This is a genomic window from Granulicatella elegans ATCC 700633 (assembly GCF_000162475.2).
GTDB lineage: Bacteria > Bacillota > Bacilli > Lactobacillales > Aerococcaceae > Granulicatella > Granulicatella elegans.
Genome location: NZ_KI391971.1, coordinates 1,402,167 through 1,422,599 on the forward strand (window position 1 = coordinate 1,402,167; position 20,433 = coordinate 1,422,599).

General features: G+C 35.0%; 24 protein-coding genes and 1 other annotated feature. Of the genes, 1 reads left to right on the top strand and 23 read right to left on the bottom strand.

The window, feature by feature from the left end; translation table 11 throughout:
• Positions 1–161: 161 nt before the first annotated feature.
• The 21 genes from HMPREF0446_RS06665 to murQ all read right to left on the bottom strand — a co-directional run bounded on the left by HMPREF0446_RS06665 (position 162) and on the right by murQ (position 17,975).
• Positions 162–398 (bottom strand): hypothetical protein, encoded by a 237-nt coding sequence (locus HMPREF0446_RS06665; RefSeq protein WP_006703265.1) that lies wholly within the window; start codon positions 396–398, stop codon positions 162–164.
• A gap of 20 nt (positions 399–418) precedes the next feature.
• Positions 419–661, bottom strand: a complete 243-nt coding sequence (locus HMPREF0446_RS06670; protein ID WP_006703264.1) for a hypothetical protein — start codon at positions 659–661, stop codon at positions 419–421.
• 12 nt (positions 662–673) lie between these two features.
• Complete coding sequence (locus tag HMPREF0446_RS06675) at positions 674–865, bottom strand: hypothetical protein (RefSeq protein WP_006703263.1); 192 nt, start codon at positions 863–865, stop codon at positions 674–676.
• A 142-nt stretch (positions 866–1,007) separates the two neighbouring features.
• Entirely contained in the window at positions 1,008–2,006 is a 999-nt protein-coding gene (locus HMPREF0446_RS06680; protein ID WP_006703262.1) for a 2-hydroxyacid dehydrogenase, read from the bottom strand.
• 87 nt (positions 2,007–2,093) lie between these two features.
• Positions 2,094–3,131 (bottom strand): AEC family transporter, encoded by a 1,038-nt coding sequence (locus HMPREF0446_RS06685; protein WP_006703261.1) that lies wholly within the window; start codon positions 3,129–3,131, stop codon positions 2,094–2,096.
• 168 nt (positions 3,132–3,299) lie between these two features.
• Positions 3,300–3,617 carry a hypothetical protein gene (locus HMPREF0446_RS06690; protein ID WP_006703260.1) on the bottom strand — a complete coding sequence of 106 codons (318 nt, stop codon included), beginning with the start codon at positions 3,615–3,617 and terminating at the stop codon, positions 3,300–3,302.
• 10 nt (positions 3,618–3,627) lie between these two features.
• Positions 3,628–4,158: an NUDIX domain-containing protein gene (locus HMPREF0446_RS06695; protein ID WP_006703259.1), complete on the bottom strand. Its 531-nt coding sequence runs from the start codon at positions 4,156–4,158 to the stop codon at positions 3,628–3,630.
• A gap of 104 nt (positions 4,159–4,262) precedes the next feature.
• Positions 4,263–5,525 carry a nucleobase:cation symporter-2 family protein gene (locus HMPREF0446_RS06700; protein ID WP_156902325.1) on the bottom strand — a complete coding sequence of 421 codons (1,263 nt, stop codon included), beginning with the start codon at positions 5,523–5,525 and terminating at the stop codon, positions 4,263–4,265.
• On the bottom strand, positions 5,522–6,103 hold the full coding sequence (locus HMPREF0446_RS06705; protein WP_006703257.1) for a xanthine phosphoribosyltransferase: 582 nt from the start codon (positions 6,101–6,103) through the stop codon (positions 5,522–5,524). Before HMPREF0446_RS06705 ends, HMPREF0446_RS06700 begins: the two co-directional genes overlap by 4 nt.
• 251 nt (positions 6,104–6,354) lie before the next feature.
• The gene (rplL, locus tag HMPREF0446_RS06710) at positions 6,355–6,723 is read right to left on the bottom strand and encodes a 50S ribosomal protein L7/L12 (RefSeq protein ID WP_006703256.1); all 369 of its coding nucleotides are present in this window, start codon (positions 6,721–6,723) and stop codon (positions 6,355–6,357) included.
• A 61-nt stretch (positions 6,724–6,784) separates the two neighbouring features.
• Complete coding sequence (gene rplJ, locus HMPREF0446_RS06715) at positions 6,785–7,288, bottom strand: 50S ribosomal protein L10 (RefSeq protein ID WP_006703255.1); 504 nt, start codon at positions 7,286–7,288, stop codon at positions 6,785–6,787.
• A 28-nt stretch (positions 7,289–7,316) separates the two neighbouring features.
• Positions 7,317–7,436: a sequence feature (ribosomal protein L10 leader region), on the bottom strand.
• Positions 7,437–7,497: 61 nt separating this feature from the next.
• Positions 7,498–8,520, bottom strand: coding sequence for a lipoate--protein ligase (locus HMPREF0446_RS06720; protein ID WP_006703254.1), 1,023 nt, complete (start codon positions 8,518–8,520; stop codon positions 7,498–7,500).
• Positions 8,507–9,379: an SIR2 family NAD-dependent protein deacylase gene (locus HMPREF0446_RS06725; RefSeq protein WP_006703253.1), complete on the bottom strand. Its 873-nt coding sequence runs from the start codon at positions 9,377–9,379 to the stop codon at positions 8,507–8,509. Before HMPREF0446_RS06725 ends, HMPREF0446_RS06720 begins: the two co-directional genes overlap by 14 nt.
• A gap of 42 nt (positions 9,380–9,421) precedes the next feature.
• Complete coding sequence (locus HMPREF0446_RS06730) at positions 9,422–10,216, bottom strand: protein-ADP-ribose hydrolase (RefSeq protein ID WP_006703252.1); 795 nt, start codon at positions 10,214–10,216, stop codon at positions 9,422–9,424.
• Positions 10,209–10,541: a glycine cleavage system protein H gene (locus tag HMPREF0446_RS06735; protein ID WP_006703251.1), complete on the bottom strand. Its 333-nt coding sequence runs from the start codon at positions 10,539–10,541 to the stop codon at positions 10,209–10,211. Before HMPREF0446_RS06735 ends, HMPREF0446_RS06730 begins: the two co-directional genes overlap by 8 nt.
• 17 nt (positions 10,542–10,558) lie before the next feature.
• Complete coding sequence (locus HMPREF0446_RS06740; protein WP_006703250.1) at positions 10,559–11,524, bottom strand: MsnO8 family LLM class oxidoreductase; 966 nt, start codon at positions 11,522–11,524, stop codon at positions 10,559–10,561.
• Positions 11,514–12,722, bottom strand: coding sequence for an NADH-dependent flavin oxidoreductase (locus tag HMPREF0446_RS06745; RefSeq protein ID WP_006703249.1), 1,209 nt, complete (start codon positions 12,720–12,722; stop codon positions 11,514–11,516). Before HMPREF0446_RS06745 ends, HMPREF0446_RS06740 begins: the two co-directional genes overlap by 11 nt.
• A gap of 79 nt (positions 12,723–12,801) precedes the next feature.
• Entirely contained in the window at positions 12,802–14,250 is a 1,449-nt protein-coding gene (locus HMPREF0446_RS06750; protein WP_006703248.1) for an amidase, read from the bottom strand.
• 373 nt (positions 14,251–14,623) lie between these two features.
• Positions 14,624–15,676: a MupG family TIM beta-alpha barrel fold protein gene (locus tag HMPREF0446_RS06755; RefSeq protein ID WP_006703247.1), complete on the bottom strand. Its 1,053-nt coding sequence runs from the start codon at positions 15,674–15,676 to the stop codon at positions 14,624–14,626.
• A complete protein-coding gene (locus HMPREF0446_RS06760; protein ID WP_006703246.1) occupies positions 15,642–17,066 on the bottom strand; it encodes a PTS transporter subunit EIIC in 1,425 nt (474 codons plus the stop codon). The genes HMPREF0446_RS06755 and HMPREF0446_RS06760 overlap by 35 nt, the downstream gene beginning before the upstream one ends.
• Before the next feature lie 12 nt (positions 17,067–17,078).
• Positions 17,079–17,975, bottom strand: coding sequence for an N-acetylmuramic acid 6-phosphate etherase (murQ, locus tag HMPREF0446_RS06765; protein ID WP_006703245.1), 897 nt, complete (start codon positions 17,973–17,975; stop codon positions 17,079–17,081).
• Between the two features lie 138 nt (positions 17,976–18,113).
• Here murQ and HMPREF0446_RS06770 point away from each other — a divergent pair, with 138 nt between their 5' ends.
• Positions 18,114–18,920 (top strand): MurR/RpiR family transcriptional regulator, encoded by an 807-nt coding sequence (locus tag HMPREF0446_RS06770; protein ID WP_006703244.1) that lies wholly within the window; start codon positions 18,114–18,116, stop codon positions 18,918–18,920.
• Positions 18,921–19,071: 151 nt separating this feature from the next.
• Here the strand turns inward: HMPREF0446_RS06770 and rplA are convergent, their stop codons facing one another.
• Complete coding sequence (gene rplA, locus HMPREF0446_RS06775) at positions 19,072–19,761, bottom strand: 50S ribosomal protein L1 (RefSeq protein ID WP_006703243.1); 690 nt, start codon at positions 19,759–19,761, stop codon at positions 19,072–19,074.
• Positions 19,762–19,861: 100 nt separating this feature from the next.
• On the bottom strand, positions 19,862–20,287 hold the full coding sequence (rplK, locus tag HMPREF0446_RS06780) for a 50S ribosomal protein L11 (protein WP_005607816.1): 426 nt from the start codon (positions 20,285–20,287) through the stop codon (positions 19,862–19,864).
• Positions 20,288–20,433: the final 146 nt, after the last annotated feature.

Genomic DNA, 20,433 nt, shown 5'->3' on the forward strand with positions numbered 1-20,433 from the left:
TTTTGTTGATTTATCAATCTTTTTTTATACAAACGCCTCCGTGTGTTTCATTTTTGCGTAAAAACAGCTAGAAACGTTGTTATTTCAATGTTTCTAGCTGTTTAATTTAAAGTTTTAAAAATTATGAAAACCAATACAATTTTTTCTCTAAAAAATTTATGTTAAAAAATTTTATTTTTCTTTTTTTCAATTATAGCTGTTACTACGAATAAAAATAAAATTGTGACTAGCGAAATGGAGTAAGGATAATTAAATTCTTCTCCAAATGAATGTTTAAAGTACAATACATTAAATAATTTAATCAAAATAGGAATTACATTTATAATAATTGCTGTAACCCAAATTCTTCTTCCTGTAATATTTACTTGTTTTTCTTTAGCATTTTCATCTTTTCTCATTGTTATTCCTCCTTAAACTTCTACCATTTTTTACTTTCACTCTTTTCTTTTTCAATATTAGCTGTCACGAAGAATAAAAAGAAAGTCGGAAATATTGACATCAAATAGGTGAAATTAAACTCTTCTCCAAACGAATGTTTGAAGTAATACAGATTAAATAGTTTAATCAAAATTAAAATTACATTTATAATAAGTACCGCTGCCCAAATTGTTCTTCCTGTAATATTTATTTGTTTTTCTTTGTTATTTTCATTCTTTCTCATTGTTATTCCTCCTTAAACTTCTTCCGAAATGACTCCTAATAGGATCGGAATGAAGAGTACAAACTTTTCTCCTGTTATATAGTCAACGACTGATTCTCCTACAACAAATACTTTCACCATCAACATCGTCAACACTACAACATAGAACCAAAATAAATTCTTAACTATTTTTTTCATCTTGTAACTTTCTCTTACTTCTGTCATTCCAATCACTTCCTTTACGTTTTTACATTTCTAGTATAGCTAATTCTTTTTTCATTGTTGAGTGCTTAAAGTCACTACTTATCATGACTAAAGTCATTTAAAAAAACACTCTAAGCATTTGCTTAGAGTGTTCCTTTCCAAATTAACCTTGGATATCAAATTTACATTGACCTGTTTCTTCGTATTCTTTAATATTTTCGAAACTTGTTTCAATCATGTTTAATACTGCTTCATCTGTATAACTTCCCATATGTGGAGTAATTAGTACACGAGGATATAAGTCTACTAATTTTGCAACTGCAGGATTTTCAATTGTTTGACCTTGTAAGTCTTTAAAGAATACTACACTTTCTCCTTCTAATACGTCTAAACCAACACCTGACAAGTGACCAGATTCAACCGCTTCGATAATAGCATCAACATCTTGTAATTCGCCACGAGCTGTGTTTACTAAGATAGCACCTTTTTTCATTTTGCTAATAAATTCTTTTGTAATAACTTTTCCATTCGCTGGAATGTATGGCGCATGAATACTAATCACATCTGAATTCGCTAATAACTCATCTAAAGATACTTGAGTACAAATATCTTCTACTCCTTCTTTAGGGAACGCATCATAAGCTAAAACTTTTGCACCTAATCCTTTGAATAAGCTTGCAGTTGTTAAACCAATACGGCCAATCCCTACTACACCTACTGTACAATTGCGGATTTCTTTCGCAAACATTTGAGCATCTACACGGAAATCTTGTTTACTTGTTTTTGAAACTGTGTATGCAACATTTCTTAATAATGTCATCGCTAATGTCACTGCTAATTCACTAATTGCATTTGGTGAATAGAATGGCACATATCCTAATTTAAATCCTAATTCACGTGCGTAAGGTGCATCAATGTGGTTTACCCCTACTGTACGTGTAATAACATATTTTACACCTAATTCTTTATAAATATCTAAGTTTTCTTTATTTGCCCAGCAATTCCCACGTAAAATAACTGCTTGACATCCTTCTGCTAATCGTGCTGTTTCTGCTGAATTTAAATATTCAGGTGTTGTTACTAATTCATAACCAAATTTTGCATTCACTGCTTCAAAAATTGGTTTTTCTACATCACGAACTCCGTATGCTAATACTTTCACGTTTTTTCCTCCAATATTGAAATGGAAAAGTATCCCCGTCTTACATGGTTCTACTTTTCCATTTCCAAAAATTTTATTTAAACTAGATTATAAACCTTTTAAAATAACTGATCCTAATACAATCCAGAATACTACTGCTGCAACACTTAATACTGTTGCTAATAATGACGCATTACTTGCTAAAACTGCTTCACGATCATATTTAATCGCATAAGCTACTGCTACTGTTGCAGGCGGTGTTGCAAGCATAATAATAATACCCATTGCAGCTTCATAACCCATTGGTAAGAATGGACGTACTGCAAAAATAATTGCCACAAAGATAGCTGGAACTACTAATAATTTCACTAAACTATAGAACCAAACTGCACGTTCTTTTACAGCATCACCTAATGAAATGTTACCTAATGTAATCCCGATTGCTAACCAAGCTAATGGTGAGCTTAAGTCCGCTAAATAAGAAATAGCTTTAAATAACCATGGAGCTGTTTTATCGATACGTAAGAAAGCTACCATAATTTCTTTATCTTTATCCATTACAGCAACTTGTGGTAATGAACCTTGGAATACCCAGATTAATAAACCAGCAAAAGTTGCAATAACGATAATATTTCCAAAAATTAATTTTAAGTTTTTCTTTTCGAATTTCATACCACTCATACGAATTAAACCATATGAATATAAAAATACACGATAAGCTAAATTGAAAATGTTCGCATATAATGTACCAGTTGCTCCTAGCAATCCGTTAATAATTGGAATACCGAAGAACGTTGTTGAACCAAATGTTGTTAAAACAGAAAGAGTTGTTTTACGATCCCCTTTCTCTTTCATGAAGAATAACTCTCCTAAAACAATTAAAATTGCATAAGCGATAAAACCAAAAATAAATACGTTTAATCCTGTTGTAAATGTTTCTTGTTTAATATCTTGCATGAATGCTTTGAACGCTAATGCAGGAATCGCAACAGATAACGCTAAGTTACTAATGACCTTTCCACTATTTGCATCAACAATATCCTTTTTACGAATAATATATCCGACTAAAATAATAGAAATTGTTGAAAAGATTGCTGCCACAAATGTTGGCGCAGTTAAAATTTTCAGAATTTCAGCTGATGACATCTAAAAATTAACCCCTTTTCTATTTTTATTTTTATGTACCCTCGTACACACCACAGTATTTTAACATATTTCTTGTTTTTTTTGCAAAATATTTCTGGTTTTGAAAACGATAATTCTTTATGAAAAACATTTCCTTTAGATGATAAATTTGCATATTAAACTTAACTTCTATTTCTCTGTACAAATTCGAATTTCTGGTTGTTCAGGAGACGCCTTTAATAGTTCTGCCAACAAATCCGCACTACTTGTAACAGCTACCGCTTGATTTTCCCATTCAACAAAATAATATTGATGCGCCTTTAGCGGTTCCACCTCAAAAATTCTTGCAACTATCTTCCCTAATGAGGATAGACCCTCTTTCACTTCACTTAAATTACCTTTTTGTATAGCTTCTAATAAAATTTTGAATTCACCAGAAGACACATGGATCTGATTCACATTCAATATATGCGTTAATGCCTTAAAATGATAAAAAGACGATTCCATCTTCCCCCTCCTATTTGTGTTCATCTATCCATTGTTTAGCTACTTTTAAAATCGGCAACTCACGATTTGTCAGTAATCTTCCTAATTTTTTGTCTGTTTGACTTTCATACAATTTTACCGCTTCTTCATATCCAAGCATTAATACCTTCATTTGAAAATCATTTTTTTCATAATCTAGCAATTCTTGCTCTCCACGATTCTTCATTTTACATAAATAATAATGATTCATATTATGACGATTCACTGCGTGATAATAGTCACTCACGATTCCAATTTTACATAGAAGTTCACTTTCGATGCCTAATTCTTCCTTAACTTCTCGTAAAACTGCCTCTTCAGCATTTTCACTTTCTTCTATACCTCCACCTGCAGTTTCAATATACGTTCCCTGACCGAATAAATCATCTCTAGTAATTTGAACAAAATAAAATCGATTCTGTTCATCCACAACAATTGCTCTTGCACAATGTCGAACCTTTTGTTCACCTATTCTTTTCCATTCCTTGTCTTCTAATTCTAAATAAAAGTGTAAATCTTTCATGCATCTTCCTCCAATCGCACTCACTATTATATCTCTTTTTTCCTGAAATACAAAAAAGAGAAGATCCTCAAGACCTTCTCTCATACATTTCAAAATAAGTTTCTCTAATTTTTCTTTCGATTTAAAACAGTATTTAAGAAAATTGCCATTACGCTGGCAACTACAATCCCATTTGAAAAGAACATTTGAACTGCAGTCGGCATACTAATAAATAAATTACTATTATTAAAACCAACACCCATACTAATTGAAATAGCTGCAATTAAGAAATTATGTTCATTATTAGCAAAATCTACTGTTGACAAGACTTGCATTCCTTGGAGAGATACAAAACCAAACATTACAACCATCGCACCACCAATGACAGGACTTGGAATAATTTGAGCTAATGCGCCAAATTTTGGTAATAAACCTAAAATAATTAGAAAGACTGCCGCATAGTAGATTGGAAGACGATTTTTTACTCCAGAAATTTTTACTAATCCCACATTTTGAGAAAATCCTGTGTATGGAAATGTATTAAATAACCCACCAAGTAACACTGCCATCCCTTCAGCACGAAGCCCATTACGAAGGCGAGTTGCATCAATTGTTTCACCTGTAATATTTGACAAAGCCATATAAACACCTGTTGATTCAACCATTGAAACTGTTGCAATAATACACATCATAGCAATAGATGACAATTCAAAAGTCGGCATTCCAAAATAAAATACAGACGGAACATGAAGAACAGACGCTTGCTGTACCGGTGCAAAATCAACTAATCCCATACTAGCTGCAACAACTGTTCCAACAATCAGCCCAATTAAAATCGAAATTGATTTGATAAATCCTTTTGTAAAAATATTAATCAAAAGAATAATAACAACCGTAATAATTGAAAGTAATAAACTTTGCGCCGTTGGCTCTGGAGAATTATTTCCCATATTTCCAATCGCTACTGGTATTAATGTTAATCCAATTGTTGTAATAACAGAACCCGTCACAATCGAAGGGAAATAGTTCGCTAATTTAGAAAATATACCTGAAACTAAAATGACATAAATCCCTGAAACGATTAAAGCACCAAACATCGCTCCACTACCATGACTCTTACCGATTATAATTAAAGGTGCCACCGATTGAAACGCTACCCCTAACACAATTGGAAGACCTACACCAAAGTGTTTGTTTAATTGAAGTTGTAACAATGTAGCAATCCCACACATGAAAATATCTGTAGAAATTAAATACGTTAACTGTTCACTAGAATATCCCAAAGCTGTAGCAATCATTAGAGGAACAAGAATAGAACCTGAATACATTGCTAATAAATGTTGTAACCCTAAAACTGCTGCTTGCGAGTGTTTTTGTTGTTGCATTATAAGTCTGCCTCCTTAAAAATAACATTCCCATTTTCAAAACGTTCAATACGAGCTAAAGATAACACTGGATATCCAGCTTCTTCTATCAATCCACGACCATCTTGGAATGATTTTTCAATGACAATTCCTACTGCTTCTACTTTGGCACCAGCTTGTTCGATAATTTCAATCAAACCTTTAGCAGCTTGCCCATTGGCTAAGAAATCGTCAATGATGAGCACTTTATCTTCATTAGACAGATATTTACCTGCAATAGATACCGTATTACTTACTTTTTTAGTAAAGGAATACACTTCTGCAGTTAATACTCCTTCATTCATCGTAATATTTTTAGATTTCTTTGCAAAAATCATTGGAACATCTAGTTTATCAGCTACATAAATCGCTGGAGCAATACCGGACGCTTCAATCGTTACAACTTTTGTAATTCCCGCATTCGCAAATTTTTCTGCGAAAACTTCTCCAATTTTATGCATCAGACGAATATCCACTTGGTGAGTTAAAAAGGAATCCACTTTAAGGATGTTTTCACCTAAAACATGGCCATCTTTCAAAATGCGTTCTTCTAGTAATTTCATAAGTCCTCCTACTAATCCAATAGTTTTCTTACTTCCTCACAACACTTTACCGAATCAAAAAGCATACGTTCCAGTTCTTACCAACTCGGAATATCTGTATTTTAATACTACTAACTCATAAAATCAATAGTTTTAATTATGATATTTCGATTAAAAACGAACAATAAAGTTTATATACGCTAAAAATATTCATTTTTAGGTAATAAAAAAGGCCGGACATAATTGTCCGACCTCTAAATAGTCATTAAAAATTATTTTAATGTTACAGAAGCTCCAACTTCTTCTAATTGAGCTTTTAATGCTTCTGCTTCTTCTTTAGCAACGCCTTCTTTTAAGATTCCAGGTGCGCCATCAACTAAAGCTTTAGCTTCTTTTAATCCTAAACCAGTAGCTTCACGAACAACTTTAATTACTTTAATTTTGTTGTCGCCTGCAGATGTTAATTCTACATCGAAGTCTGATTTTTCTTCAGCAGCTTCACCAGCGCCACCAGCTACTACAGCTACAGGAGCTGCTGCTGTTACGCCAAATTCTTCTTCGATTGCTTTTACTAAGTCGTTTAATTCTAATACAGTTGCTTCTTTAATGTCAGCAATGATTTGTTCAATGTTTAATGCCATTTTAAAATTCCTCCATTTTGGTTAATTAATTTTTATTATTTTTTTGATTAGCTAGCTAGCTTTAAGCAGCTGCGCCATCTTTTTGATCTGCAACGGCTTTGAATGCCAATGCAGTGTTGCGAACTGGTGCTTGTAATACTGATAATAGCATTGATAGTAAGCCTTCGCGGTTTGGTAATTTTGCAAGAGCTTCGATTTCTTCTTTAGAAGAAACTTTACCTTCGATTACACCTGCTTTAATTTCTAAAGCTTCAACTTTTTTAGCAAAGTCAGCTAAGATTTTAGCAGGAGCTACTACGTCATCGTTACTGAAAGCTACAGCTGATGGTCCTTTGAAAATGTCATCCATTCCTTCTAAACCAGCTTCTTTAGCTGCACGTGATAAGATGCTGTTTTTTACAACTGCAAATTGTACACCTGCGTTACGTAATTCTGTACGTAAGTTTGTTGCTTGTTCTACTGTAATTCCTAAATAATCCACAACTACAACAGATGTTGCGTTTTTGAATTGTTCAGCAACTTCAGAAACTTGTTGCGCTTTTTTAGCAATAATTGCTTCACTCATCTTCGTGTTTCACCTCCTGAATTTTAGGTAGGGCATAAAAAAACTCTATGCCCACAAAGACATAGAGAAATAAGATCAACTTGTTCTCCCTCGGTAGGATATTAAGGCTAACGCCCCCTACTGTCTTCGGTCGCATTCAACTAGAAAATAGTTTACAGGAACAAAAAGCCCTTGTCAACTATTTTTTTGCAATTTTGAATATTTTTTACTTACTCACCTAAGATGAGTTTTGTAAGTTCTTCAGAAGTTACGGCTCCAAAATATTCTGTTAACTCAAATGTATCTAACACAGCTTTAATATCTTCTTCAACCATACGAACGCCTATTAATTGAGTTTCTACATCTTGAATTTCTCGTTTAGAGAAGAAATCTCCACGAATACTACATTTTGTAACTCTTCCTTGTTCTACTTCTAAGTATACTTGAATTGTTCCTGCTTTAAATCTTCCATCACGATAGTCGCTATATTGTGGAGATTCTCCATAATTCCAATCCCAATTTTTATACTTTTTAGTTGTCAATTCATCAATGGCTTTCCAATCTTCTTCCGTTAATACATAATGTTTCGCTTCATCCATTGAATCAATTCCTAACAACTTGCAAGTCATTAAGTTTTTAAATTCATCAATGGTAATTTCTTGATATTCTGGTGCTAAATTTGGACGAATCGAACCCACTCTTGCTCTTGTAGATTGAATCCCTTTAGATTGTAATTTCTTTTTATTTGGATTCAAAACTTTTTCCATTGCATCATAATCCACATCTAATAGTAAAGAATAGCCTCCATAAACACGTCCATTACTAATCGTCATTGCAGCTCCAGAAACTTTCTTCCCATCAATAGTTAAGTCATTTCGACCAGTTTGTTCTACTCCAGTTGCCCCTAACTCATGCAGCGCTTGAATCGCCGGAGCATATGTTCTCTTGAAATCTCCAAACACTCCATTATCTTGAATTAAATAACAAACATTAACAGCACCTGAATCTACATATACGGCACCACCACCCGTATCTCTTCTAACGACTTGAATATTATGTTCTTTTAAATATTGTTCATTCACTTCTGCAACTGTATTTTGGAATTTTCCAATTTCCACTTTCGGATCACAGTAATATGGAAATAAAATATCATCATCTAAAAATACATTTTGTTGGACATATACTTGCATCGCAAGAGCTACCGCTCCATCTGTAACATACTTTCCATTTCTAATTGGTTCAATCAAATACATAAAGCTTTCCTTCTTCCTTTAATAATTGATGTGTTTCGTGTATTAATATTGCAATATTTTCCGATAATAGTAGGGTGCGATTTCGAATGGCTAAAGGCACTCGATAATGTTTATGGTTCATACTTACATAAACCGCATTTGGATTTTCTGTAACTTTCTTCTGGAATGGTGTTTTAATAAATTGTGGTGTTGTAAATCCAATTCCGATTTCTAAATAGACTACTTTTCCTGTCTCATATTGTTTTAAAAAGGAATCATAATGAGCTTTTTGTTCAAAGAAATCTGCAGACTCAACCATCCCTTTTTCAGCATTACGCTTATTAATCTCTAATGGTGCGCCACATTCTGGACAAAACGGAATTAATTCATACGGGACTTTCATATCTTTTTGCCTTGCAATCATTTCACGAATCAACTCATCTTTTCGATAAGTTTTCGGATGACAATGTTGGCTACATTGTAACAGTCCGTATTCTCCTTGAATATGAAATACTTTCTCCATATCAAATCCTGCTACTTCAAAGGCATTATCAGCATTCGTAGTAATAATATGGTACGGTTTTGTTTCAAGCATTTCTTTCAACTCAACATAAGCAGCTCCCACTGGTTGATCTAAGTAATTCAGTGCAATAAAACGACTTTGAAAAGACCAGTACTCTTCCCAACTGGCAAATTGAAATAAACTTGCTTGTAACATATCTAATAATTGATACTTTTCAATAAAATCTGGAAAAGCTGACTCAAAACGTTCCCCAATATAAGTAAAGCCATCCGCAGCAGACATTCCTGCTCCAATTCCTACAACAATAGCATCCGCTTCTTCAAACAAACTTTTTAATTGTTGCACCTGACTTTCCATCTTTTGTATCGGTGTAATCCACTCCACTACTTTTCCTCCCTTCTATGATAATTGTAATAATTTTCTATAAGCCATTTGTTCTTCATTTATATATGTCGATAAAATAACCGTTTCTGGAAAGACATGTTGCTTAACCCAGTCTTTTACAACCGAAACTGCAATTTGTGCAGCATCTTCTACCGGAAAACCAAATTGTCCTGTTGAAATCCCACAAAAAGCAATACTTTCTAGCTTCATTTCTTCCGCTTGCTTCAAACAACTCATATAACATTTCTCTAATAATTGTTTCCGAATAGGCGTAACGGGCTTTCCACTTGGAATAAACGGTCCCACTGTATGAAAAACATACTCACATGGCAAATGAAAACTCGGTGTCACCTTTACAGATCCAACAGGCTCTTTTTTTCCTTGTCCCAATTGAATTTGATGACAACATTCTCTTAACTTGACCCCTGCAAACGTATGAATGGCATTATCAATACAACGATGATTTGGAATAAAACATCCTAACAAATCACTATTCGCCGCATTTACAATTGCATCCACTTCTAAATGACATAAGTCTCCATGATATAATTTTACTCTCTCTTCATTGGTATCTTGGCAACTTTCCAATCCAACAATTGCCCCCGTATGGTATTGCTTTAAATACGCCTCTTCCAATTCTAAATAACGAATATCCGCTGGACTAGCCGGGCGAATATTAACCAACCCTCGCCAAATTTCTTCTAAATCTTTTTCTGATTTCCTAGAGAAATCTGGAACAACTTCGCCTTTTTCCTCCATTAAAAAAGCAATCATTTGCTGTAATCGATTAACTTGTGTGTCTTTATTCATCTTCTAATGCCATAAATTGCGCTTCATCAACATCTGTTAATACGACTAACCAATGTTCTTCTGGTTTTTCTGAGTTTAACAATGTTGGTTCCTCTACTGCAGCTTTATTATATGCTACTACTTTTCCTCCAATTGGAGTCACAATAGACATCACTGTTTTTGAAGCTTCAATACTAACGATTTCTTCTTCTGCTTCTAACACTTCATCTTGGCTAAATTGAACAAAACCAATTGTACCCACATCATCTTGTAACTCTGGTGTCATACGAATCGTATAACGGTCTCCTTCTTTATCAATCCATAAAAAATTTGCAAATTTTCTCATCTTATTCATCCTTTCTACTAATACAATTGTGCGAATAATTCTAACGCACGTTTCCGATTTTCAAATCCTCCAACTAGTGGAATCATTAATAATTCATCCGGATTACAAACTTGGCATAATTCATCCAGTTGCGCTTTTACTGCCCGTGAATCTCCAACAATTAACCGTTGACGATTGCCTTCGATTGTTTTTCTTTCTGCTGGAGTTACTTCTCTTGTTTCAACCTCTTTTTTAGTTGGGAATGTTTCAAATTCACTAAAATCTTGTTTTCCTAACATCCATAAATCTAATGCTTGAGCCATCTCTTCGGCTTTTTCCTCAGTATCTGCAATCACGACAAAAACTGCTAAAATAAAGCAAGAATCTGACTCATTTACGGATTGAAATTCTTTACGATATGCTGTTGATAATTCTTTCGCTAACACAAGAGGCTCTTGTGGAATATAAGGGAAAACGCCATAAACAAATCCTAAGCCATTTTTTGCAGCAATATGAACGGATTCACCGCCCATCCCTAATAAAAATTGTTCCGGAACTCTCTTTGTATAAGGAACAGCTTCATTTGTTTGGATGATTTCCTGTACATCAGCTACCCATTCCCCAAACTGAGGTTTAATATAATGACTTTTCAAAGCCGTTGAAACAGATTTTGTCCCTATTGAATTCCCTAGACCGATATCAATTCTTCCCGGAAATAGCACTTCTAATGAGTGCATCACTTCAGCTACTTTATAAGGAGCATAATGCAAACCCATAATCCCCCCTGAACCAACGTGAATATTCTTTGTTTGAGAAGCAATCGCTGGAATCACCACTTCAGGTGCACTGATCGATAAAGCTTTTACTTGATGGTGTTCTGCTACCCAAAAACGTTCATAACCTAATTCTTCTGCCTTTTTAGCTAATTGAATCGTCTCTTGAATGGCTTCTTCATTTGTTTTTCCAAAATCAACAACGCCATAATCTAATACACTAATTTTCATCGACAGCTCTCTCCTTATAGTTAACTTCCAAACTTCTAAAGAAATCTCTAGCATCTTTATGAAGCGACTCTCCAAAATCCATTAACGGCACAATATCTTTAAACGCAGCTTGAGGAATCGCTAACTCTTCTAAATTCTCCGGTTTAATCGATAATTGAATTTCTTCTGATTTACCTTCTTTAATTTTTTCAGCAAATTCAGGATCTGTAATAAATGGAGTCGATAATCCAACAAGATCAGCATGTTCTAATGCTTCTAATGCCTTTTCTTGACTATTAATGCCACCTGAAGCAATCACCGCTACTTTTCCTTTTAACGCTTTATAAATCACAGCATTCACTAATTCACCTTGATGAGGACCTTTTGCGCGAATTTTATTTCGAAATACATCATGCCCCCAACTCGCAATCGCTAAATAATCAATCGAAGCAATGGTTAGAGCTTGATGGAAAAATTCTAAAAACTCATCGATACTATAGCCAATTTGATTCCCTCTAGTTTCTTCTGGAGTTGCTCTAAAACCTAAAATAAAATTCTCCCCAGCATATTGCCCAATGGTTTCTTGAACAACTTTTAACACTTCTATCCCAATACGAGAACGATTTTCTAAAGATTGTGATCCATATTCATCTGTTCTCTCATTTGAAAAAGTAGAGAAGAATGTTTGAATTAACAATCGTTGAGCAGAAGAAATTTCCACTCCATCAAATCCGGCTTCAATTGCAATTTTAGTAGCACGACGATAATCTTCAATTACTTGATGAATTTCTTCAATCGTCATCTCATGCACTTCGTGAGGAAATGGCGATTGTAATTTCATCGCACTAGGCCCTACAACTGTTTTATCTCGATTCAATGCATGACTGGCAAAACGTCCTGCATGGGTTAATTGTAAAATAGCTGTCGCTCCTTGAGATTTCATTTCCTGAGCTAATTTCTTTAATCCTGGAATAGCAGATTCATCCATCGCACTAAATCCAAATTCAAATAGTTGCCCTTGTTTATTAACGTACGCTGCCCCTGTAATTTGTAAAGCAGCAGAACCAGCGCGTCTCTTTGCATATAATAAATCATCTTGCGTAATATGCCCTTCTTCCGTTGAAGAATTCGTCACCATTGGAGATAATACAAAACGATTTTCTAATACAATATTTCCCTTCAAAGTAAAAGGTTCAAACAATGCATCTATTGTTTTCATTTTTAAACACCTTCCTTAACCACACATACTTCTATTGTATCACTTTTCTGGCTATATGCTGGAAATTTTTTCAACTTTATCAAAACTTCCATAATTCATCTTGTTCCCACTGTTCAGCAATCATTAGTAATAAATCTTCTCTACCTTTCGCTGCAACTAATTGCACTCCAACTGGCATACCTTCCTGTGAGTGACCAACTGGCAAACTAATCGCTGTTTGACCTGTAATATTCATCCGTTGTGTAAACGGAGTATCTTCCACACTCGACTCAAACATCTTCCACACAATTTCTTGACGTTCTTCATGTGATAATTCATGAATATGCTCCATCTTCTCGATTAAATCAGCATCTAAAGAATACGCATCTTGTTTTGGCGCAGTATTGGCAACCGTCGGTAGCAACAACACATCATACGTATCATGAAGTTGCATCATTGCTTCCGCATAACGATCCCAATCACCCGCAACTCGTGCATAATCAGCCCCCGTCACCATTAAACCACTTTGATACATGACCCATGTCATCAATTCCATATCAAAACGAGTCATTGGACGTTGCAATTGTTTCTCCATTTTTTGAAACATGACAACGGTCTCTGCCCCACTAATGAGATAAAATCCTTTTTGAAGTTCAATTCCATTAATCGGATCTTCTACTATTTCACTGACTTCATGACCATCCACTTCAAATTTCTTCGCCATTTGGCGAACAACTTGTTCCACTTCACTAGAAACCTTTCCACCAATCGGGTGCTTTAATAACATCCCCACTTTCAATGGACGATTCAGCTTAAGGGAAAACAAATTTTCTTCTTGCAACAAAGGTAATGGAAATGGACTTTCTAATTGGCACGTTTGTAAATGCCACAACAAATTCCGAGTATCTCTCACCGTCTTAGTCAAAGCAAATTGAACCGTCGCTCCATTCCACCCACGATAAGAACCAGGTCCCACCGGGACACGACCACGAGTCGGCTTCAACCCAATCAATCCATTATGGCTAGCAGGTACACGAATTGAACCGCCCCCATCACTTGCAGCTGACATTGGAGAAATCCCTGCAGCAACAATCGCAGCAGCTCCACCACTAGAGCCCCCCGCATTTACGGTTTCATCTAAAAAATGACGAACAGGCCCATGTAACTGAGCATCACTCACCATTTTATACCCAAACTCTGGCGTATTCGTTCTTCCTAATATAACAAACCCAAGTTCTTCTAGACGTTTCACAAAATGACTTGTTTCATGACAAATATAATCTTTAAATAAACGAGAACCATAGGTACACGGTGTCCCTTTTTTCTCTTGCCCCAAGTCTTTTAAAAACAAAGGAACTCCCGCAAAAGGTTGATTATTCACTTGAAACTTCTTCGCTTCTTCTATTGCTTCTTCATAACGTGTCGAAACAATTGCATTTAATCTTGGATTCAATCGTTCCGCCTTTTCAATCGTTTCTAACACCAATTCCAACGGACTTACTTGTTTATCACGTACAGCTTGCGCCATACTAGTCGCATCACGAAACATCTCCACACCCTCTTTCACAATCTTTCGCATTGTCATTATATACATGTACGTTCTTTATTGGCAATGAGAATGCATGGGAAAAAGTTCTCATAGTAGCATTTATTCAAGTGACTCTCCTAACGAAGCTGCTATCGTCTTTCAGCTACTATTCAAGAAGTCACTTGTTAACGTATCTTAAAAAAAATAGAAAGGATTTTCCCCGTAGTATGAGCGCTAGAATTTGTCACAACAGATTCTAGCACAGTAAACATAGGCTCAATTTTTAGCTATGAGACTCGCTTAGCGAGGATGCTAGCGTCCTAATGCTACAATTAGAAAAATCCTTTCTATAAAAAAATCAGTTTAAACCATTACTAGTCTAAACTGATTCATTTTAAACTTTTGATAATACAATTCCATAGCCTTCTGGTAATTGCGTCAGTAAGAAAGCTTCTTTTTCTAAAATATGGCCTACTACATTTTGCCGTTTATCTGGAGGTAAAACTTGTTTTGTTATTTCCACTTCTCCTTGATATCGTCCATAAGCCTCATTTGCTTGATTAATTTCTCCAACACGTCTGTTTCTTACAGAAACTTCGCCTGCTAACAATTCCATCCCTCTTGTTCCAAGCACTCGAAAAACATAATCACTAGCATCTGGTCTGTCATAAAGAATATTTCCTTCTAACTCCTCAGGAACAACCGCCTCTAATGTTACAAATCCTTTTTGGAAATCCGATAAGATTTTTTGAGTTTCTTCAGTTACATAAGGATCTCCTACAATAATCATATCTGTCTGAGCATTCATTAATTCGCAAATTGCTAAACGCTTATCACATTTTCGATGTTCTTCTACAGTAGGTAGCCCTTGATGAATTGGCCCTCTATACGGTTCATCTCCAGGAATAAACGATAAAATTTCAGCCCCAAAACTTTTTAAATACGCATTCATCTTCTCTAGTTTATTAATAGAAATTCCTGTATATTCTTTTGGATAATAATTATGACATGCAATTATTTGAGTGTTTAGTCCTAATTTTTGTAAAACAAGCATTTCTTCTTTGAAAGTCGAAGCATTGACAACTAATTGAAAAGCTTGACCACATCTCTGAACCAGAGATTCATCTCCAAATTCATCCAAGCGAAGATATTTCAATCCCGATTTTTTTAATGCTAAAATATTTTCTTTTATCAAATCTTTATGGGCAATATCAGGAATAACATCTACCCCATAAGAAACTGTTAATTCAATAAATTCCATCATTTGTTCAATTCTCATAGGAAATTCTTGCAATTGAAAAGAAGTAAAAGCTACGCACTGACGCGCAGCTTTCATCTCCTCTAAAATATCTTTTAAAATTTCTCTATTTAAATTAGGATAAATCGAACGTCCAAATGAAATTTTGTTTCGATTATTTTCCATACACTTCATTAATTCTTTCTTCATCTACTCCAAATAGCCAAGTCATGATGAATCCTCCTACATAAGCTCCTACCATAGCGATTAAAAATTGAACTTGTGTGCCAGGAACCATAATTAATGCTCCAAACAATCCAGATACCCCTTGAGATACTGTTCCTAAATGGAATAGTACAGCTAAAACTCCGCCTAAACCAGAACCCAAACAAGCTGTGATAAATGGTTTTCCTAAAGGAAGAGTTACAGCATACATCATTGGTTCACCAATTCCTAAGACACCTACAGGTAATGAATCTCTTGTTAATTGTTTTAATTTTTTATTATTTGTCTTCAAATATAAAGCTAAACCTGCACCAACTTGGCCGCCACCAGCCATCATTAAGATTGGTAATAAGTAGTTAATTCCGGCACTTGGTCCATTTGGATCATTTAATAGTACATGAATCGGTGTTAACGCTTGGTGTAATCCAACAGATACAATTGGCAAGAATCCTGCTGCTAAAATATATCCACCTACAACACCTAATTGCTCATAAACAAAATTCAATACAGTATAAATTCCTTGTGTTAAAGCTGCACCAGCAGGTTGAATCAATAAGATTGAAATAAATGCTCCAATAATTAAAGTACATAATGGTGTTAAGAAAGTTCTTAACATTTGAGGCATTTTCTTATCAATCCATCTTTCTAAATAAGCTACTACAATCCCCATCATCAAAGCTGCTAACAAACCACCAGCGCCTGGATTAAATGGTTTTCCTGTAAATGGTAATACAACATTTTGTGTATCAGTTTTTAATAACAATGGCATTGTAGAAACACCTAATGACATAGAACCTGCAATCGCCCCTAAAATAGGAGTTCCTTTAAATTCTTTCGCGGCATTGTATCCAACATATAAAGGTAAGAAGCCAAACAACCCCCATCCCATTGTACGAATAGCTTGATACCACCATTCAAAATTATAAGCATTTCCAGTTGTTACATTAATAACATTTGAAATCCCATTAATTAAACCAGCTGCAATAATACCTGGTAATAGCGGAACAAAAATATTAGCAATATGTTCTAAAAATCTTTGAACCGGTCCATTGTGAGCTGCTTTATTATCTTTTTTATTCTTTCTTGCTAAATCTTCAGCATTCACTTCATCCACGCTTCCTAAAGCAATACCTGTCAACTCAGCAAATTCTCTTCCCACTTCTGTAACCTTTCCAGGCCCTAAAACAATTTGTACACCTTCATCTCTTTCTACTACACCTAAAACTCCTTCAATATTTCTCAATGAGGCTAAATCAATTTTTGATGTATCTGATACCATTAAACGAAGGCGGGTCATACATGTAGAATTGCTATAAACATTCCCCTTATCCCCAACACTATTTAAAATTGCTTCTGCTATTTTTCTCGGTTCCATAATATTACCTCCTTATTTTTTCATCGCTTTTACAATATTCATATGATTTTCTTTTAATAAGTCTATGGATTCTTCAGGTGTAATTCCATGTATTTGCGATAATATTGCCACTTTTAAATCATAATCAGTTGCTTCTAACATCTGAACAGCCTCTTCTTTTTTAATTCCTGTTACTTTTTCCAAAATAGTAGCTGCTCGTTGTTTTAATTTCTGATTTGTTGGCTGAACATCGACCATATACCCTTTAAAAATTTTACCAATACGAATCATTGATGTTGTTGTAATCATATTGAGTATTATTTTTTGAGCAGTCCCCGCCTTCATTCTCGTTGATCCTGTCACAACTTCTGGACCAGTAATCGCTTCAATCCCTACTGTAGCAGCTTGACTAATTTTCGATTGAGGAGAATTAGAAATTGCTCCGGTAAAACAACCTTTTTGACTGGCATAAATTAATCCAGAAACTACATAAGGGGTTCTGCCACTTGCACTAATTCCAATTACAACATCTTTTGACGAAAGACGAATTGCTTCTAATTGTTTTTGAGCTAACTCTTCATCATCTTCTGCTCCTTCAATAGCATTTCTCAACGCTGTATCTCCACCGGCAATTAATCCAACGACCATTTCCGGAGAAACTCCAAACGTTGGAGGACACTCACTAGCATCTAATACTCCTAGTCTTCCAGAAGTACCCGCTCCGATATAAATAAGTCGTCCACCTCTCTCGAAACTTTCAATAACTGCGTTTGTTACTTGCTCAATAGAAGGAATACATTTTTCGATAGCATTTGTAATCATCTGATTTTCATCATTCATATACATTAAAATATCTTTTACAGATTGTGTTTCTATATTATTACTTCTTACATTTGACTGTTCTGTCATTAATTTTGAAATATTTTCCACACTTTCACCTCCATCCCTATTTCATTCTCAGATGATTTGTAATCGCTTTATCTGATTTCATTATACACTTTTGTAATTTTTATTTCAATATAGTATAATAAATTTAGAAATAAAATTTCCAAAGGAGGCTCAAACACGATGAAAGACTTTTTAACAGATACCGACAAAAAAATTGCTAACTATATCGAACAAAATATTTCTACTGTCCTGTCTTCGAGTATTCATGACTTAGCAAATCTTATCGGCGTTTCATCTTCATCAATTAGTAAATACATTAAAAAAATTGGCTATGCATCCTACTCTCGCTTCAAAGTAGTTCTCGCTCAACAAAATGCCCAACCTATCGATGCACAATTGGATAGTAACGATACTATTAAAACGATTCAGTCTAAATTATTTCATACAATTACACGTTCTTATGAAATGACATTAGAACTTCTCAATGATGAATTACTAGAAACGATTGTTCAACAAATCCATTCCGCAAGAAGAATTTATATGTTTGGAGTGGGAGCTTCAGGAATGGTTTGTAACGACTTATATTTCAAATTGAGTAGAATCGGCAAAAATATCATTTACCATACAGATTCTCATATTCAACTAGCAAGTCTAAGTGGCGCAACAAACCAAGATTTTATTATTGGAATTAGTTATTCTTCTAATACAAAGGAAGTTATTACTGCTTTTAAAATCGCAAAAGAATTATCCATTCCAACTTTATCGATTACAGGAATTGGTAACCAGCAACTAGACTCTTTAAGCACGTATCAACTAAAAATTCCAAGACATGAAAATACTATTCGTTCATCTGCGATTACTAGCCGAAATGATTCATTTTTCTTAATTGATATTTTATATCTTGCTTTACTTCAAAAAGAAGAACATCGTCATTTCCAAAATCTAGAAAAAAGTTACCGCATGACTCATCCATTAAGAGAAGATTAGTGCAAAAAATAAAAAGGACTTCCCATAGTAGCATTCAGCTATGAGACTCGCTCGGCGAGGCTGCTGCCGTCTTCAGCTACTATTCTACGAAGTCCTTTTTATATACACAAAAAAGAGCCGAGACAACTCGACTCTTTTCTTATTGTTAAAATTATAGAGAAGCTACGTCTACTTTAACCCCAGGGCCAAAAGTAGTTGTCACAGCAACGTTACGTACGTATTGACCTTTAACTGTAGCAGGTTTGATACGTAATAATGTTTCGTGAATTGTTTTGAAGTTTTCTACTAATTTTTCGTTTTCGAATGAAACTTTACCGATTGGAACGTGGATGTTACCAGCTTTGTCAACACGGTAAGTTACTTTACCAGCTTTGATTTCTTCAACAGCTTTAGTTACGTCCATTGTAACAGTACCTGTTTTAGGGTTTGGCATTAAACCTTTAGGTCCTAATACACGACCTAAACGACCAACTTCACCCATCATGTCAGGTGTAGCTACGATAACGTCAAACTCAAACCATCCACCTTGGATTTTTTGAGCTAATTCGCTATCACCAACGTAGTCTGCGCCAGCTGCTTCAGCTTCTTTAGCTTTTTCACCTTTTGCGAATACTAATACACGTTGAGTTTTACCAGTTCCGTTTGGAAGAACTACTGCTCCACGTAATTGTTGGTCAGCTTTCTTTGGATCTAATCCTAAACGATATGCAACTTCTACAGATGCATCAAATTTAGCGAAGTCTGTTTCTTTTGCTAATGCGATTGCTTCTTGAACTGAGTAAGCTTTTGAAGAATCGATTTTTTTAGCGGCTTCTAAATATTTTTTGCTTTTCTTTGCCATTGTATAATTTCCTCCTATTGTGTGGTTTTAACGGTTCTACCTCCCACAAAGTCCATGAGTGAAACACTCGTGTTAGGGACTTTTGGAAGCTGCATGTTTGTTAGCCTTCTACTACAAATCCCATTGAACGGGCTGTACCTTCGACCATGCGCATTGCAGCTTCAACATCTGCTGCATTTAAGTCAGGTGCTTTTAATTCAGCAATTTCTCTAACTTGATCACGAGTTACAGTAGCAACTTTTTTCTTGTTTGGTTCGCCTGAACCTTTTTCTACTTTAGCAGCTTTCTTTAATAATACTGCTGCTGGTGGTGTTTTACAGATGAAGTCGAATGAACGGTCTTCATATACTGAAATCACTACCGGAATGATTAAACCAGCTTGATCTGCTGTACGAGCGTTGAACTCTTTACAGAAGCCCATGATGTTAACTTGTGCTTGACCTAAAGCTGGACCTACTGGTGGAGCTGGTGTAGCTTTACCTGCAGGAATTTGTAATTTAACTAGTTTTACAACTTTTTTAGCCACGAGACATTACCTCCTTGATTGTTTCGCGCGTGGTTTAAATGGAGATGAAGATTTCTCCTCCCACGTTTTGTTCCAGTGCACATAAATGCACTTTGATATTCTAGCAAGAATTCTTGTGAAATGCAAGATATTTTGTCACTTTTTCG

Coding starts and splice junctions, on each gene's coding strand:
- HMPREF0446_RS06725 (WP_006703253.1), bottom strand. CDS start 9,379: ATGGAAAGTCAGGTGCAACAATTAAAAAGTTTGTTTGAAGAAGCGGAT.
- HMPREF0446_RS06730 (WP_006703252.1), bottom strand. CDS start 10,216: ATGAATAAAGACACACAAGTTAATCGATTACAGCAAATGATTGCTTTT.
- HMPREF0446_RS06755 (WP_006703247.1), bottom strand. CDS start 15,676: ATGAAGAAAGAATTAATGAAGTGTATGGAAAATAATCGAAACAAAATT.
- HMPREF0446_RS06760 (WP_006703246.1), bottom strand. CDS start 17,066: ATGGAACCGAGAAAAATAGCAGAAGCAATTTTAAATAGTGTTGGGGAT.
- HMPREF0446_RS06770 (WP_006703244.1), top strand. CDS start 18,114: ATGAAAGACTTTTTAACAGATACCGACAAAAAAATTGCTAACTATATC.
- HMPREF0446_RS06735 (WP_006703251.1), bottom strand. CDS start 10,541: ATGAGAAAATTTGCAAATTTTTTATGGATTGATAAAGAAGGAGACCGT.
- HMPREF0446_RS06690 (WP_006703260.1), bottom strand. CDS start 3,617: ATGGAATCGTCTTTTTATCATTTTAAGGCATTAACGCATATATTGAAT.
- HMPREF0446_RS06740 (WP_006703250.1), bottom strand. CDS start 11,524: ATGAAAATTAGTGTATTAGATTATGGCGTTGTTGATTTTGGAAAAACA.
- rplL (WP_006703256.1), bottom strand. CDS start 6,723: ATGGCATTAAACATTGAACAAATCATTGCTGACATTAAAGAAGCAACT.
- HMPREF0446_RS06745 (WP_006703249.1), bottom strand. CDS start 12,722: ATGAAAACAATAGATGCATTGTTTGAACCTTTTACTTTGAAGGGAAAT.
- HMPREF0446_RS06695 (WP_006703259.1), bottom strand. CDS start 4,158: ATGAAAGATTTACACTTTTATTTAGAATTAGAAGACAAGGAATGGAAA.
- HMPREF0446_RS06675 (WP_006703263.1), bottom strand. CDS start 865: ATGACAGAAGTAAGAGAAAGTTACAAGATGAAAAAAATAGTTAAGAAT.
- HMPREF0446_RS06750 (WP_006703248.1), bottom strand. CDS start 14,250: ATGTTTCGTGATGCGACTAGTATGGCGCAAGCTGTACGTGATAAACAA.
- HMPREF0446_RS06705 (WP_006703257.1), bottom strand. CDS start 6,103: ATGAAATTACTAGAAGAACGCATTTTGAAAGATGGCCATGTTTTAGGT.
- HMPREF0446_RS06665 (WP_006703265.1), bottom strand. CDS start 398: ATGAGAAAAGATGAAAATGCTAAAGAAAAACAAGTAAATATTACAGGA.
- HMPREF0446_RS06670 (WP_006703264.1), bottom strand. CDS start 661: ATGAGAAAGAATGAAAATAACAAAGAAAAACAAATAAATATTACAGGA.
- HMPREF0446_RS06685 (WP_006703261.1), bottom strand. CDS start 3,131: ATGTCATCAGCTGAAATTCTGAAAATTTTAACTGCGCCAACATTTGTG.
- rplJ (WP_006703255.1), bottom strand. CDS start 7,288: ATGAGTGAAGCAATTATTGCTAAAAAAGCGCAACAAGTTTCTGAAGTT.
- rplA (WP_006703243.1), bottom strand. CDS start 19,761: ATGGCAAAGAAAAGCAAAAAATATTTAGAAGCCGCTAAAAAAATCGAT.
- HMPREF0446_RS06720 (WP_006703254.1), bottom strand. CDS start 8,520: ATGTATTTGATTGAACCAATTAGAAATGGAAAGTATGTTACAGATGGA.